Annotated in this window: 14 protein-coding genes; 10 read left to right on the forward strand and 4 right to left on the reverse strand. The window is 66.9% G+C overall.

Annotated elements, in window-relative coordinates; genetic code table 11:
• The 3 genes from ABZ004_RS38345 to ABZ004_RS38355 form a co-directional block, all read left to right on the forward strand.
• The coding region (locus tag ABZ004_RS38345; RefSeq protein ID WP_355686893.1) for an ANTAR domain-containing protein at positions 1–371 on the forward strand (371 nt) is incomplete at its 5' end.
• Positions 368–1,108, forward strand: coding sequence for an ANTAR domain-containing protein (locus tag ABZ004_RS38350; protein WP_355686895.1), 741 nt, complete (start codon positions 368–370; stop codon positions 1,106–1,108). The genes ABZ004_RS38345 and ABZ004_RS38350, both read left to right, overlap by 4 nt.
• A gap of 634 nt (positions 1,109–1,742) precedes the next feature.
• Positions 1,743–2,474: a GAF and ANTAR domain-containing protein gene (locus ABZ004_RS38355; protein ID WP_355686897.1), complete on the forward strand. Its 732-nt coding sequence runs from the start codon at positions 1,743–1,745 to the stop codon at positions 2,472–2,474.
• A 185-nt stretch (positions 2,475–2,659) separates the two neighbouring features.
• On the opposite strand, the gene ABZ004_RS38360 is transcribed toward ABZ004_RS38355, so the two are convergent.
• Entirely contained in the window at positions 2,660–3,259 is a 600-nt protein-coding gene (locus ABZ004_RS38360) for a hypothetical protein (protein WP_355686899.1), read from the reverse strand.
• A gap of 282 nt (positions 3,260–3,541) precedes the next feature.
• On the opposite strand from ABZ004_RS38360, the gene ABZ004_RS38365 reads away from it, so the two are divergent.
• The 5 genes from ABZ004_RS38365 to ABZ004_RS38385 all read left to right on the forward strand — a co-directional run bounded on the left by ABZ004_RS38365 (position 3,542) and on the right by ABZ004_RS38385 (position 8,146).
• Positions 3,542–4,297: a methyltransferase domain-containing protein gene (locus ABZ004_RS38365; protein WP_355686901.1), complete on the forward strand. Its 756-nt coding sequence runs from the start codon at positions 3,542–3,544 to the stop codon at positions 4,295–4,297.
• A gap of 646 nt (positions 4,298–4,943) precedes the next feature.
• Positions 4,944–5,927: a sigma-70 family RNA polymerase sigma factor gene (locus tag ABZ004_RS38370; protein WP_355686902.1), complete on the forward strand. Its 984-nt coding sequence runs from the start codon at positions 4,944–4,946 to the stop codon at positions 5,925–5,927.
• Between the two features lie 125 nt (positions 5,928–6,052).
• Complete coding sequence (locus ABZ004_RS38375; RefSeq protein WP_355686904.1) at positions 6,053–6,631, forward strand: dihydrofolate reductase family protein; 579 nt, start codon at positions 6,053–6,055, stop codon at positions 6,629–6,631.
• Positions 6,632–6,701: 70 nt separating this feature from the next.
• Positions 6,702–7,319 (forward strand): TetR family transcriptional regulator, encoded by a 618-nt coding sequence (locus tag ABZ004_RS38380; RefSeq protein WP_355686906.1) that lies wholly within the window; start codon positions 6,702–6,704, stop codon positions 7,317–7,319.
• The gene (locus ABZ004_RS38385) at positions 7,316–8,146 is read left to right on the forward strand and encodes an alpha/beta fold hydrolase (RefSeq protein ID WP_355686907.1); all 831 of its coding nucleotides are present in this window, start codon (positions 7,316–7,318) and stop codon (positions 8,144–8,146) included. Before ABZ004_RS38380 ends, ABZ004_RS38385 begins: the two co-directional genes overlap by 4 nt.
• Here ABZ004_RS38385 and ABZ004_RS38390 read toward each other — a convergent pair whose 3' ends face one another.
• Complete coding sequence (locus tag ABZ004_RS38390) at positions 8,147–10,126, reverse strand: amino acid transporter (RefSeq protein ID WP_355686909.1); 1,980 nt, start codon at positions 10,124–10,126, stop codon at positions 8,147–8,149.
• 244 nt (positions 10,127–10,370) lie between these two features.
• On the opposite strand from ABZ004_RS38390, the gene ABZ004_RS38395 reads away from it, so the two are divergent.
• Positions 10,371–12,053 (forward strand): hypothetical protein, encoded by a 1,683-nt coding sequence (locus tag ABZ004_RS38395; protein WP_355686910.1) that lies wholly within the window; start codon positions 10,371–10,373, stop codon positions 12,051–12,053.
• Positions 12,054–12,153: 100 nt separating this feature from the next.
• Entirely contained in the window at positions 12,154–13,128 is a 975-nt protein-coding gene (locus ABZ004_RS38400; RefSeq protein WP_355686912.1) for an alpha/beta hydrolase, read from the forward strand.
• A 121-nt stretch (positions 13,129–13,249) separates the two neighbouring features.
• Here ABZ004_RS38400 and ABZ004_RS38405 read toward each other — a convergent pair whose 3' ends face one another.
• The gene (locus ABZ004_RS38405; RefSeq protein WP_355686914.1) at positions 13,250–14,737 is read right to left on the reverse strand and encodes an MFS transporter; all 1,488 of its coding nucleotides are present in this window, start codon (positions 14,735–14,737) and stop codon (positions 13,250–13,252) included.
• Positions 14,734–15,297, reverse strand: coding sequence for a dihydrofolate reductase family protein (locus ABZ004_RS38410; protein ID WP_355686916.1), 564 nt, complete (start codon positions 15,295–15,297; stop codon positions 14,734–14,736). Before ABZ004_RS38410 ends, ABZ004_RS38405 begins: the two co-directional genes overlap by 4 nt.
• Between the last annotated feature and the right edge of the window lie 89 nt (positions 15,298–15,386).

Genomic DNA, 15,386 nt, shown 5'->3' on the forward strand with positions numbered 1-15,386 from the left:
TCGGCGCCCTCACCGTCCACGCCTTCCCGATGCGGCCCGCGGGCGACGTGCTCGGCGTACTGGCCATCTACCTCCTCCACGCCAATCGACCCGCCGAGTCCGACGAGACCGCACAGTTCCTGGCCGACACGATCGGCGCAGCCCTGTTACGCGACCCAGTTCCCTCCGGTGGTTCGGGCCAAGACGACGGAATGTGGTCGGTCCGCGCCGAGGTCCACCAGGCCACCGGCATGGTCATCGCCCAGTTACACCTGCCGCCCGATGACGCGCTCGCCATCCTGCGCGCCCACGCCTACGCCCACGACACCACACTGGCCGACATCGCTCACCAGGTCGTCACCCGCCAGCTCGACTTCCAAGGAGACTCATGACCAGCCACGCCACCACCCAGGCACCCCTGCCGGATAGGGCGGTCCGTGAACTGGCCGCCGCCACCGCAACCCTCGTCACCGACCACGACATCCTCGGCACCATCACCAACCTCCTCAACGGCTGCGCCGACTCCGTCGGCGCCGCCGCGGCCGGCATCATCATGGCCACCCCCGACAGCGGCCGCCCCGAATTCCTCGCCGCCACCAACCACCGCGCCCAGCACCTCGAGGTCTACCAAGTCCAGACCGACCAAGGCCCCGGCATCGACTGCATCACGACCGGCGGCACCATCACCGTCTCCGGACTACAAAACATCGGTAACCGCTGGCCCACCGTGCACGACGCCTTCCGCACCGCCGGTTTCGACGCGGTCCACGCCGCCCCGATGAACTGGCAGAGCCGCACCCTCGGCGCCGTCAACCTCTTCTTCGACACCAACCACCACCCCGGCGACCAGACAGCCCTGATCGCACAAGCCTTCGCCGACATCGCAAGCCTGGTTATCATCCACACCGGCGACCTACCGCCCACCCACATCACCGCCCAGACCCGCGCAGCCCTGGACGAACGCAGTGTCATCGAACGCGCCAAAGGCGTCATCGCCTACACCGACAATGTGCCCATGGACACTGCCTTCGACTACCTGACCACCCTCGCGCGCGAACAACAACAACCACTGACCGTCGTCGCCACAGCCATCATCGACCAAGCCGCAAAAGGCCCACTCCACCGATAAACCCAGTCAAGACATCTCCTCGGGCTGTCCGCCTCAAAGAGATCGCCCACCACGCCACTTGACTGTCCAGTGAAGGAAACCGTCCCACTTCTATTCATACCTCGAACCGCCAGGCATACCGTGCTGCCCAGGCAACTGATCGATCGCCGGGCTAGCTCCACCGCTACCGGCCCGAGAAGATCGGACGCCAGCTTGGCCACCGTCCCAGTGTTGCTCTAGGCAAGCGTTCTGCGCCAGCGGCAGGCCCGGCGCGAAGCCGTACCGTCCACCGCAGGTCGCTCAAGGTCCCACGGCGCTCAGTCTCCTCTCACTTGAGCCCTCAAGACCTAGGAGGCAGACGGCCGGCGACTTCGGGCGCACCATTCTCCGCGTGTGTTTGGCGAGGCAGCGCTTCTCGGGGTGACCGAAGGCGCGCCGATCCTCACCCTCGAACCCGTCACCCGCGGACCAGCACGGCCGCGCACCGACGCCCGACTTCCTGGCTGCCCTCGAGGACATTCACTACGGCACTCAGCGAAGGTGTAGAGACGAGGTGCACGCGATTTGTCAGGCTCGGGCATGATGTATGCGGTCGGGGCTCTCGCGTCGCGGGAGAGCCACGGTGAGATTCGCTACGCCATGCCCGGGAGTCTTGGTGACGTCTTCTGATTCTGCTGCGCCGCTCGATGCCGACGCCTTCGCGAAACTGGCCGTCGAACTGCACGGTACCGACGGTTTCGATGAGACCGTCGAGGCTGTGGTGCAGTTCGCGCTCCAGGCCGAGAACTGCACCTACGCCGGCGTCGCACTAGCTACTGCAGCCGGCGGTGTCGAGGTGGGCGCTGTGACCGACCCGCTCGTCGAAGCGCTCTACACAGCGCAGATCACCGACGATGACGGGCCGATGCTGACAGCTTTGCGGTCCGGAGCGACCGTCTATATCGCCGACGTCGACGCCGAAGACCGCTGGCCGCGGTGGCGGGCCCAGGTTGCGGAGGGGAAGATCCGCAGCGTGCTGCACGTGCCGATGCGATCCGGTCCGCAGGTGATCGGGGTGCTTTCCCTCTACACCTTGCACCCGGACGCCTTCACTCGGGACGACGAGGCGGTCGCGCACATCCTGGCCCGGCACGCCTCGGTTGCGGTAGCGACCGCGCGGCACGAGGAAACGCTGGCCCGGGCGGTGGATGCCCGCAAACTGGTCGGGCAGGCGATGGGCATCCTGATGGAGCGCTTCGGCCTCAGCGACGATCAGGCCTTCGCCTTGCTGCGGCGCTATTCCCAAGACACCAACACCAAACTGCGCGACGTCGCACAGGAGCTCATCGACACCCGCCGACTCCCGCCGGCACGGGTCATCGAACCGCGGGCGGATGCCTCGGCCTGATGCCCGGCCCCGGGAGTTCTGTGAACAGCCAGTCCACAACTGCTCGACATCCAGCGGCTGCAGGACGGTCGCAGCTGCGTCTTGCAACGGTTCGCTGCTGTCTGAGGGTCGGCGGCGAGTTGGTTGTACCGGGCCGTCCGGCTCAGCCGCTTCAGCGGGCCGGCTGACCGGCGTACGGATCACCGTCAGCTGAGTGCTGCGAAGAGGGGTTGGATCAGGACTGCGTTGGGGTGGCCCAAAGGGACGGCGAGGACTGGCTGGTCGGAGTTGGTCGCGTAGATGTAGATCATGCCGGCGTGTGGCACGGGTGGGTGGACCGAGTTCCAGTCCAGGGACAACTTCGGACGCTTGCAGCTGATGCCATCCTGGTTCACCTTGATGCTGCCGCCGATCGTCACTGTCTCGCCCTGCCTGACCCTGTTGACCAGGTCGGTGAGCAAGCGTGGTTCGACGACCTGCGCCGACAGGTTCACCAGGAACGTCCACCAGTCCGGCAGCTCGTCTCGGCGGCCCGACCGCGAGTCGGTCACCGTGACCGCCGGCGCCGCCTTGTGCGGGTACTTGCCGACCTCGAAGTGCCAGTAGGTCGTGTAGGTGGTCGGGAACATGAAGCGCTTCTCGGTGACCTGCTCGACCCAGTAGCAGACCCACTCGATCTCGTCGAGCGGCATCGACCGCCGGCCGTAACTGATCTGCTGCCCGTCGGCCTGGAGCGAACTCCAGCCGACCTTGGTGTCGAGAACCGGGATCTGGCCGGGCTGCGGTTGCCGGTCGTGCTCGCTCACGTGATGCGCCTTTCAGGTCGGTAGGGGCTGATCGCGCGTGAGACGCGTAGCAATTACGTCTGGTTCCGCTGTACGTGTGGGTGTACCCGCGTCGAGACGGCCCAGGGATGGTCTCACCGCCCAAGCCGGCCGCGCCAGTGCCTCACATGACACCTGTTATCACCAGTTGGGTTAGCAACAGATGCGGGAGACTCGCTCGACAGAAGTTGCGATCGCTGGCCTGCACCGTTCCCACTGATGGTTCGGCTCGCTTCAGCCGCGCGATCCAGCCAGGGTGGATCCATGGCGACAGACAAAATGCCCAGGCACTGGTACGAGGATTACGAGCGTGGCCGGCCCGGCTATCCAGAGCAGGTCGTTGATCTCGCCGACCTCGCGCCGTCGGCAACAGCCCTCGAGCTTGCTGCCGGGACGGGCAAGCTCACCCATCAGCTGGTTTCGAGGATCGCGCACGTGGTGGCCGTCGAACCGGACCCTGGGATGCGTCGCATGCTCGTTGCGGGATGTCCGGGTGTCGAGGCGATCGATGGCACTGCGGAACAGATTCCGTTCGCGGACGACGCCGTCGACGCAGTCTTCGTCGCCCAGGCCTTCCACTGGTTCGACCACGAATCCGCGTTGATGGAGATCGCACGAGTCCTGCGACCGGGCGGAACCCTCGTGGTGGTGTGGAATGTGGCGAACGGATCGGTCGTTCCGTCCATCACGGCTGTCGAGAAGCTTCTCGCCCCCATCTGGCCTCGGGACTACGACTTCCCGCTAGACATGATGAGTGGCGACTGGACACCAGGTGCGTGGAACCTGCCCTTCGCCCAAGAAGCCTTCAGCCAGATCCGCGAGACGCGGCTGGCGAATCCTCAGACCGTCGACCCGCACGGGCTGGTCGCCTTCTTCGGCTCCATGGGCTGGGTCGCGAACCTTCCAGATGAGGAACGGCAACCACTTGTTGACGCCATGAGGTCACACCTCACCGCCACGGAGTATCTGCTGCCCTGGCAGACACGCGTGCAGTGGACGCGGCTCAACAAGCCGCAGTGACCGGAGGCGGTGCGGCTAACTGCGTCGAACGGCAGCCCACAGCCGCTCAGCGATCCCATCGGTCTCGGCCGAGCTACACCCGGCTCAGCAAGCCTCCCGGAGTTCGCACGGTCCGTTCAGCGAGCTGATGCGAGTATTCGGCGTAGCGCTGCTCTCGACTCGAGATCCCTACCCGGGCGAGCAGTTCGAGTGCAACACGTGGGTCCACGGATGGCCAATCCGAGCCCTCCGCGCCACCCGCCGACAAACCGGCCTCACCTGCGCCGAAGTCGCCAACACCCCCCACTGGCCCAAGCCGGCCAGGCGCATTGGGGCGTTGGATAGCCTACGGCCTGGAGGCGTGGTCTGTGATCATTGCGGCGTGAGCGAGCCAGTTTCGAAGGTTGCCGGGCGTCGGCGCGGGCCGCGGCGCGACGCACTCGACAACCGGGATCGCGTCCTGGCGGCGGCCACCATTGCCGTTCGGCGTGAGAGGGCCGCTGTACCGATGGCGACCATCGCGGCGGACGCCGGCGTCGGGACCGTCTATCGCCATTTCCTTCACGCGATGCGCTCCTCGGGTCGATTCGGCGGACCACCTCCCAGTTGCTGCCGCGGGCGGAAAGGTTGCCGACCCGCAGCACGGACATCGGGCTAATGTTTTCGTGTGACCGGGACCGCGTTGGGGGACGACGAGTTCGTGGTGCGCGCCGATCAGTACCGGCCGGAGCTGCTTGCCTATTGCTATCGAATGCTCGGATCGTTGGCCGATGCCGAGGATGCGGTGCAAGAGACTTACGTGCGCGCCTGGCGAGCCTTCGACTCGTTCGAAGAACGGGCGTCGTTGAGGACCTGGTTGTATCGGATCGCGACGAACACCTGCTTGAGCGCCTTGACGCACCACGGCCGGCGGGTGCTGCCGTCCGGGTTGGGGGCTCCGAGTCAGGACTCGTCCGGCCCGCCGAATTCGGTGGATACGAGTGTGACGTGGCTGCAGCCCTTTCCGGATGACCGGTTGCCGGACTCGAGCGATCCGGCCGCGATCGTCGCAGCCAGAGACACCGTGCGGCTCGCGCTCGTCGCCAGCCTGCAGTACCTGCCGCCCCGCCAGCGCGTAGTGCTCATCCTTCGCGAGGTGCTCGCCTGGAGTGCCGCTGAGGTTGCCGAGCTGCTCGACATTTCGGTTGCGGCCGTGAAGAGCGCTCTGCAGCGGGCTCGGGCACGGCTGGACGCTGTGGCGCCGGTCGCGGACCAGGTAGGCGAGCTGACCGAGCCGCAGAAGCGCGAGCTGCTCGACCGCTACGTCGCCGCGTTCGAGACGGCCGATCCGGCAGCACTCGAACGGCTGTTGCGCGCCGACGCCGCGCTCGAGGCGCCTCCGTTGCGTCGGTGGTACTCCGGGATCAGGTACTGCATGCCCTACATGCGACAGCACGTGCTGGGTTCGCCAGGGCACTGGCGGATGCTGCCGGCTAGTGCCAACGGCCAGCCCGCGGTCGCCGCCTACTACCGCGGTGCGGACGGCAGCTATCTCCCTTACGGGATCGTGGTGCTCACGGCAGATGCGGACGGGATTTCACGCATCACCGCGTTCGGCGACGGAGATCTGGTCACAGCATTCGGGTTCCCGGCGGTCCCGCCAGACGCGTAATTCGTCCATTGGTCACGAAGGTCGACCGAAATCTCCTGACTCTGACCGATTCCTTCTGGCCGCGCGGTCGGTCTGTAGTGCGACGGTTGCCGAAGGGTCGGCAACCCCACACAAGGAGGTTCGTCATGCGCAAACTGACTGTTTCGACCCTGGCCTCGCTCGACGGCGTCATCCAGGACCCGGGCGGGTTCGGCGAGACCGACCAAGGCGGCTGGGCAAACCAGTACTTCACCGACCAGGCGCGGCAGGAGGCGCTGGACCGTTTGCTGGCCAGCGACTACTTCCTGCTGGGGCGGACCACCTACGAGCTGATGTACCGGTCCTGGGGCAACGTCAAAGACGGCGGCCCGTACCTCGACCGGACGAACGAGATTCCCAAGCTCGTCGCATCAACAACGCTGACCGGGTCGCTGCCCTGGAACGCGACGGTGATCCACGGCGACGTGGCCGAGGAGATCGCCCAGCTCAAGCAGCAAACCGGTGGGGACATCGAGATGTACGGCAGCTCCACGCTGGTGCAGACGCTGATGAAGCACAACCTGATCGACGAATACCGGGTCGCGGTCCACCCGCTCGTTCTCGGCAGCGGAACGCGACTGTTCCCCGATGGTGGTGTCCCGACCACCCTCCAGCTCAACGATGCACGGAAGCTCGAATCCGGCGTGGTCGAGCTGATCTACCTGCCAGCAGGCCGGCCGGCGTGATTGGCGCAACCGACCCCAAATTGCGTGGACGCAAATTTGCGGACGCGCAGAAATTTGCTAAGGTGCCGTCATGTCCACCATCGACGACGAAGAGGCCGGTCTGCGGACGCGGAAGAAGTTGGAGACGCGGGCCGCATTGAGCGCGGCGGCGCTGCGCCTGGCGCAGGAGCACGGGCTCGACAACGTCCGCGTCGACGACATCGCCGCCGCGGCGAACGTTTCGCCCCGCACCTACAACAACTACTTCTCGAGCCGGGAACAGGCCATCTGCGTCGCCCTCGCGACAGAACGGACGCTGCGTGCCGGCGCGGCACTGCGTGCGATCACGATGGATGACCGCCTCGAGCAGGCTCTGCCCCGGACGATCATCGACGTCTACGGCGAAGAACCCGACACCGCGACCGTCGAGCTGGTGAACTCTGCTCCAGCGCTGCGGCGGGAGTACGTGCAGACGTTGGTTGCCATCGACAACCGACTGGCAGAGGTGATCGCCCCACGCACAGGTTCCGACAGCCTGGCACCACGCGTCATCGCCGCCGCGATCACCAACGCTCTGCGCATTGCCATGGAGGACTGGCTGGCTGCGGAGACGTCGGTCGCCTTGACGGACCTGCTGAGCGGCTGCCTGGCACCGCTCTTCCCAGCACTACATGCACTGGACCACAACCTACCGAAGGGCCGGCGATGACCGAGCGCAAGGCTGACGTTCTTCCCGTTCCGGGCGCGAGTCTGTACTACGAAGTGCGCGGAAGCGGGCCACTGCTGCTGATCTTGGCGGGCGGCGACGGCGGCGCGAACGCATCAGACCTCCTGGTCGAGCAATTGGCCGGCCACTATGCCGTCGTGACGTACGATCGCCGGGGTCTGTCGCGCAGCACCCGACAGGACGAGGCAGATAACCTTGACCTCACGGTGCACGCCGACGACGCCGCCCGCATCCTGGAGTCCCTGACCGATGAGCCCGCCGATGTGCTCGGGTTCAGCATCGGAGCCCTCATCGGGCTTGATCTCGCCGCGCGCTACCCCGCCCGCGTCCGGCGGTTGGTCGCACACGAGCCGCCCCTGACCCAACTACTCCCCGAGGCCGATCGCACCCAGGCAGTCCAAGCACAGCAGGCGATCGAGGACACCTACCGCGACGCCGGCCTGCTTCAGGCAATGCAGCGTTTCGGGGCGATGACCCAACTCAGCTTCGATGACCGCGAACCGGGCGTCGAGCTTCCCCGACCGAGCGCTGACCGGGCGACGAACCTGAACTTCTTCCTCACCCACGATGCGCCCGCGGCACGCCGGTACCGTGCAGATCCCGACCAACTCAAGGCTCTCGCGGGAAAGATCCAGCCTGCCGCCGGAACCACCTCGCGCAACATCTTCCCCCATAAGTGCGCCGTCCGCCTGGCAGAGTTGCTCGGAACTCCGCTCGCCGAGTTCCCAGGCGGACATTCAGGCTTCCTCACGCACCCCCAAGCCTTCGCCACAGTCCTTCGCCGGCACCTCGACAGCCCGGCCGCTTGATCAGCCGACGTGGATGCCGGGGCGGCGGGTGGGGTCGTCTTCGTGCTGGCGGATGATCTCGCGGACGACGGGGGCGGTGTCGCCGCGGCCGAGGATGAGGTAGCGCAGCAGGTGGCTGAGCGGGTTGCCCTCGGACCATTCGAAGTGGCAGTGCGGCCGGACGCCGGTGGTGTCGCGCAAGGTCAGCAGGATCGCGGCGATCGCGTTCGGCGCCGCGGGGCTCTCGGTCCGCAGGATCCGGTAGCCGCCGACCTCGACGCCAACGACGCGCAGTACGTCGCTGAAGGTGGAGGGGTCGACGACATCGATCTCGAGGAACAGCACGTCGGCGTTGCCGGGCACCGGGTCCATCGCGCGCACCTCGGCCTCCTTGGCCGCGTACTCCGCCTCGTCACCGGCCTGGCGGCGATTCGCGATCAGGTTGAGCGCGCCGTCGTTGGCGACCGAGTCGGTGATGAACCGGCGGGCGGTGTCGTCGAACTCGATCCGGTCCGCGCGCAGTTCCGTCGTACGGGCGACCCGGGAGATCAGCGAGACGGTGATGATACCGGCGATGAACAGCCCGGAGATGGCGATCCCGTCGGGCTTCTCCCTGATGTTCTCGACCAGCGCGTAGAGCAGCACCAGCGTCAGCACGGTGAAGGCGATCGTCTGCCGGCGCTGCCGGCGATGCGCGGCCGAGACGGTGACAGCCACGGCCCCGGACACCATCATCGCCAGGATGCCGGTCGCGTAGGCGCCGGCCTGCGCGTCCACGTCGGCACCGAACGCGATCGTGATCGCCACGCTGATCGCGGTGTAGACGATCACGACCGGCCGCACCGCGCGGCCCCATTCCGGTGCCATCCCGTACGCCGGGAGGTAGCGCGGAACGATGTTGATCAGCCCGGCCATCGCCGAGGCGCCGGCGAACCACAAGATCAAGACGCTGCTGATGTCGTAGGCGGTACCGAAGACCTCGCCGAGATGTTCGTGGGCGAGGTAGGCCATCGCGCGACCGCTGGCCGCGCCGCCGGGCTTGAACTCGTCGGCCGGGATGAGCACGGTGGTGATGAAGCTGGTCGCGAGCAGGTAGACGCTCATGATCAAGGCCGCGACGGTCAGCAGCTTCTTGGTGTTGCGGATCCGGTCGGCCAGCCGCTGCTCGGCGTCCTCGCCGTCGGCCGCGACCAGCGGCATCATGCTGACGCCGGTCTCGAACCCGGACAGACCGAGCACCAGTAACGGGAACGCCACGATCGCGGGACCGATCACCCCGCCGACGCCCTCGCGGCCGGCCGTCAACGCGTCGACCCAACTCGACAGCGCCCCACTCGTCGTGGCGACGTCGTACAGGCCGACCGCGACGACGGCGGCATTCAGCACCAGGAAGATCCCGACCAGCGGAATCGCGACACCGACCGCTTCGCTGAAACCGAGCAGGAACACCCCGCCCAGGATCAGCAGAAGCACCACGGTGACGACGACTTCCTGCCCGTGCAGAAACCCCGGTATGTACGGGTTCTCCAGCAGATGCACTGTCGCGTCGGCCGACGACAGCGTGATGGTGATGATCCACGAGGTCGCCACGAAGCCGAGCAGCACCAGGACGAACAGCTTTCCCCGCCAGAACGGCAGCAGGTTCTCCAGCATCGAGATCGAGCCCTGACCGTGCGGGCTCTCCTTCGCCACCCGCCGGTACATCGGCAACATGCCCAGCAGCGTGAGCGCCACGATCAGTAACGTTGCCAACGGCGACAAGGCGCCCGCCGCAAGAGCCGCGATGCCGGGCAGGTAGGACAAGGTCGAGAAGTAGTCCACGCCGGTCAGGCACATCACCTTCCACCAGGCCTGCGGCGACGCGTGATCTTCCGACGCCTCAGGCCCGACCGGCTGCACCCGGTGCCGCAGCAGCCATCCCGTCACGCCTCCGGACGGCGCGCGGGACATACCCGGCCCATCGACACTCGCAGGGACGATCAGCTTCTCAGACGTTGTCACGCCCCACAGGATGCCTGATCCCCCAGGCCACCCCCGAACCACCCACTGTGTGTCGTGCCACCGAAGGCTCACGGCCGCCGCGGAGCTGCCAGTCAGCTGGTGAGGAGGCATTAAAAATGTCTGGTTCGGCTGGGAGACTGGGGCGGTGATTGATCCGACTGCGGCGAGTCCGCATAAGAGCAAGCCCGAGGGGCAGGCGGCCGTGTCGGGGGTGCGGATGCCGGCGGTTCGATGGTTTTCGCCGGTGCAGCTGTTCAGGACGTCGCGAGAGGCGAGCGCCGGTACGGAGTTCGCGAGGTTCGCCGACAAGCGGGAGACGCAGTCCGGCGTACCGCTGGAGTTCTACGACCTGACGGACGGTGTCACCGACGCGTACACCATCGACTACGTCGCGGACACCGGAGACGGCTTCAATGCGACCTTTGCCGTGGCCGCGCAGGTCAATGGACTGTTCGGTGCACCCGAGCCGGCGGACCTCCTCGTTCTCGGCGGCGACGAGGTCTATCCGGTCGCCTCGGTCAGGAACTACGAAGACCGGTTGGTGGCGCCGTTCGACGCGGCCCGCCCAGCGGACGCCTACGGCCAGGCCCAGTTGATCGATGGCGCGTTCGTCGTCGCTCTGCCCGGCAATCATGACTGGTACGACGCGCTGGTGGCGTTTCGCCGGAACTTCTGCGAGTCCTGGATCGGACGACCCGCGGCGTCAGGTCTCGTGCCGACCAAGCCGGGGGCCTGGCGCGACGTCATCTTGAGCAGACAAGCGATCCAGTCGCGCTCGTACTTCGCACTCAAACTGCCGCACGGCTGGTGGCTGTGGGGGATCGACAGTCAGCTGGATTCTCATATCGATGCCGTTCAGCTCGACTACTTCTCCCGCGCCCGGGAACTCATCTCCGAGACCGACCGGGTCATCCTCTGTACGGCGCGACCCAGCTGGCTCGACCATGCCACGAAAGACGATCGGTACTGGACCTCGAACCGTGAGGTCCTGGTCTGGTTCCTCGACCGGATGTTCGGCAACGGGGAGAACCCGGGCAAGCCTGATCGCCGTCACCAGGTGCCCATCATGCTCAGCGGGGACAAGCACCACTATGCCCATTATCAAAGGGAATCCGAGTCGCCCGAGTCACCTGAACACCTGGTCACCTGCGGCGGTGGTGGCGCCTATCTCTCGCCGACCCATCCGTTGGAAGAGTCGCTGCCGGTCGACTGGCAGCTGGCCGCGGGGACGCCGACCGACTACGTGTTGAAGAAGGCGTTCCCCACCGCAGCGGACTCAAGAGAACTGCGGAAGAAGTGGCCGCAGATCCCGTTCCGCAACGGCGGCTGGTGGCCAACCCTGGTGGGTGGTGTTCAGGTCGTCCTCGCCGTCCTCCTCACCCTCGCGATCAGCAAACACAACGCGACAGCATGGGTCTTCTCCGGACTCGTCGCCCTGGTCGTGCTCGGCGCCCTGACCGCATTCAACCGAGGCTTCACCTCACCGTGGCTGCCGACGTACAAGAGATTCGTCCCAGGGATGGTCCATGGCTTCGCGTACGTCGGCGCTGCCGTGGGCTGTGCCTTCATCGTGCGTTCCGTGCTCACCGAATGGTCGTGGGGCCGCGGCCTCGTGGCAGTGATCGCCTACCTGTTCTTCGGCGCACTGGCAGTCTGGGGATTCGCCCTGTACCTGCGCATCGCCGACCACTTCGGATTCCACGAGGACCAGCTCTTCTCCGCCCTGCGCATCGAAGACCGCAAGTCCTACCTGCGGCTGACCATCTCGCCCCCGACCCACCCCGCCACCACAGGCGACCTCCGTATCGACGCGATCGGCATTCCCGCAGTCCACCGCCAGAACCCGGCCGGCCCCCTCCAACCCTCCCCCACCGAACCCATCGAAACCTTCCATTGGCCCACTCGACCGTCACAGCACCCGAGCTGACGGACCATTTCGCGTTTCGGTTCAGGTGAGCCGATGGCGGCCTAGTCTCGCCAGCAGCGGCGGTGCCGAAGGGCGGTGGCGCCTGGGAGGAGTGGGGTGGATGGACATCAATCGGAGGCGGTTGCTGGCGCTGGGGGCCGGGGCGGCGGTTGCGGCGACTGCGGGTGGGGTGGCGACGCCCGCTGTGGGAGCGGTGGACACGAGCGGTGCGGGCGGTGTGCCGTCGGATGCGGCGCTGGCGCGGTCGCTGGGGTTGCGGAGTGAGTACGCGAAAGGACAGCACTACGTCATCGGTGGGCACGGTGAACCCCTGGTGCTGCTGCCGGGCTGGCCGCAGACCTGGTGGGAGTTCCACAAGATCCTGCCTGCGCTGGCGAAGCGGTACACGGTGATCGCGGTCGATCTTCGGGGCATGGGCGGATCCGACAAGCCCGCCGACGGGTACGACAAGAAGACGATGGCGCGCGACGTCCACGAGCTCGTCCAGCACCTGGGCTACGACTCGGTGAACGTCGCCGGCCACGACATCGGCGCGATGGTCGCGCACAGCTTCGCGGTCAACCACCGGGCGGCGACGCGCAAGGTCGTCCTGATGGATGTCGGGCACCCCGACGAGTCCCTCTACCAGCAGCCCTTGCTGGTCAAGCCGGGGCAGGGATTCAGCCTCTGGTGGTTCGCCTTCAACCAGGTCCAGGGCCTGCCGGAGCAGCTGATCACCGGACGTTCGCGGTACCTGGTCGACTACTTCATGGACGCCTTCCCGCCGGACCCATCGATGATCGACGAGCTCTCGCGGCGGATCTACGCCCACGCGTACGCCGGTCCGCAGGCGATCCGTGCCGGCAACGCGTGGTATCAGGCGTTCCACACCGACGTCGTGGACTTCGCCACCTACGACCGCATCACAGCACCGTTCCTCGGGTTGACCTCGGAGTACAGCTACGACTTCATGAAAACCGTCTGGGCCGGCCAGGGCACCGACGTACGGGTCCACAAGGTCCCGGGCACCGGCCACTTCCTCGCCGAGGAGAACCCCCAGGCCGTCATCGCCGAACTAAAAGCCTTCCTGGGCTAACGACGGCCTCAGCACCCTGTGCAGCCCTGGGTCTGGTTCGGGAGAGCCAGATCCAGGATCTGTCATCACCGACCTGTGGTGCCTGCTTCTACGACGTCTCCCGCGCCTGCCGATCCGCCGACTAGACGCGGGCTGCCCGGCGGACAAAGATCAGCGCGAGCACGATGGCCATGACTGCGAGGGCAGTGATGCCGGCCGCGTGGATGCCGTCGACGAACGCGTTGCGGACCTGGTCGAAGAACCGCGGATCCTGCGACGCCTGGCCGAAGCCGTCGACCCAGCTGCCCTCCGCATGGCCGGCCGAGGCGGACAGCCGCGCGCGGTACACGACGGTCGCCAGGCTGCCCATGATCACCAGGCCGGTAGCGATGCCGATCTCGTTGGCGGTCTGGGCGAGCGACGCGGCCGAGCCGGCCTGTTCCTGGGGTGCATGGGAAATGATGTCGTTCATCAGGAACGGGAACGCGGCCCCGATGCCGGCCGTACTCAGGACGGCCCCACAGACGATGAAGGCCACCCCGGACCTGCTCGGCGGCAGGATCGCGAGCGGCACGAAGCCGGCGGCCATGATCACCAGACTGCCCTGGACGACGCGCATCGGCGGGATCCGCCGGCCGAGCCAAGGCCCGGTGTTCGAGGCGATGATCATCGCGATCGTCGACGGAATCAGCCACAAGGCGGACTGCAACGGCGTGAAACCCAGCGCCGACTGGAGGTAGAAGGCCGCGAAGATCGAGGTTCCGCCCATCAGCAGTGCGGTCAGGAAGAGCACGATCATCGCGCGACTCACGCTGGGTCGCCGGAGCAGGGTCAGATCGACCAGCGGGTGCTCGAGCGTGCGCTGACGGCGTACGAAGATCGCGCCCAGGGCGACGCCGATCGCGGCGAGGCCGACCGCCTGCCAGAGTTGCGCGCCATTGACCGCCCACTTCAGCGCGCCGGCGATGGTGAGAATCGAGGCGAGGCAGAGCGCGGCGCTGCGCAGATCCAGCGGCGCGGTGACCTGGGTCTGCGACTCCGGCAGTAGTCGCGGCGCGGCGAGTAGCGTCACCAGCATCACCGGTACGCCGAGCAGGAACACCGAGCCCCACCACCAGTACTGCAACATCACGCCACCGATCAGCGGCGCGACCGCCATCCCCGCGAGGAAGCAGGTCATGTAGACGCCCATCGCGGAGATCCGTGCCTTCGGGTCGGCGAAGAGCTGGCCGATCAGCGCCATCGAGGCCGGCATGATCGCCGCGCCCGCGACCCCCATCACCGCCCGGGCGACGATCACCATCCACGGCTCGGTCGAGAAGGCCGCGGCCGCCGACGCGAGCGCGAACACCGCGGCGCAGGCGACGATCAGCCGGCGCCGGCCGATCCGGTCGCCGACCGCGCCCATCGTGATCATCGTGCCGCCGACCATGAACCCGTAGATGTCGTTCATCCACAGCAGCTCGGTCGGCGACGGGCGCAGCGCGGCGGACATCTGGGGCAGCGCGACGCCGAGCACGCTGATGTCGATCGCGATCAGCAGCGACGGCAGCGACAACAAGGCCAGCGCGAGCCGCGCCCGGCGCGCCGGCGCCCCCTGGCCGACGGACCCGTCGAGCACCCCGGTCATGCGCCGACGCCGTACTGCGAGACGACGACCTGGCCATCGAGGACGGTCGTCTGAATGTGCTGGAGGTTGTTGCGGTGCTCCGGGTGGGCGAACAAGGGCCGCCCGCCGCCGAGCACGACCGGGTGGACGGCGATATGGAACTCGTCGATCAGCCCGAGCTCGGCCAGCGCGCCGGCCAGCGCCGACCCGCCGGTGAGCAGCAGGTCCGCACCGGGCTCGGCCTTCAGGTCGGCGACCTCCTGCGCGAGATCCTTGCCGATCACCCGGCTGGTCCACTCGTCACCGGCGTAACTGTGCGAGACCACAATCTTCGGCGTCGCCCGCCAGAACGGCGCGAACGCGGTGGTGTGCGGGTCGTCGCTGATCGACTCGGCGTTCGGCCAGAAACCGACCATCATCTCCCAGACCGGCCGGCCGAACAGCAACGTGTCGACCCGCTGGTCCAGAGCCTCCGAGTACGCCGAAAGCTCCGGACCCATCCGCGGCCAGTCGAACTCCCCGTTCGGCCCGTCGATGAAGCCGTCGACCGAGGCATGGACCCAGTACACGATCTTGCGCATGCTCTTTCTCCTTCAGTGCGAGTGTGGTGGTCACCCATCGGTCGGACCCGATCGCCACTTCTTGACATCGCACTTCAGTCTTTCTGCCC

It is taken from the genome of Kribbella sp. NPDC006257 (assembly GCF_040613535.1).
In the GTDB taxonomy this organism is placed as follows: Bacteria; Actinomycetota; Actinomycetes; order Propionibacteriales; family Kribbellaceae; genus Kribbella.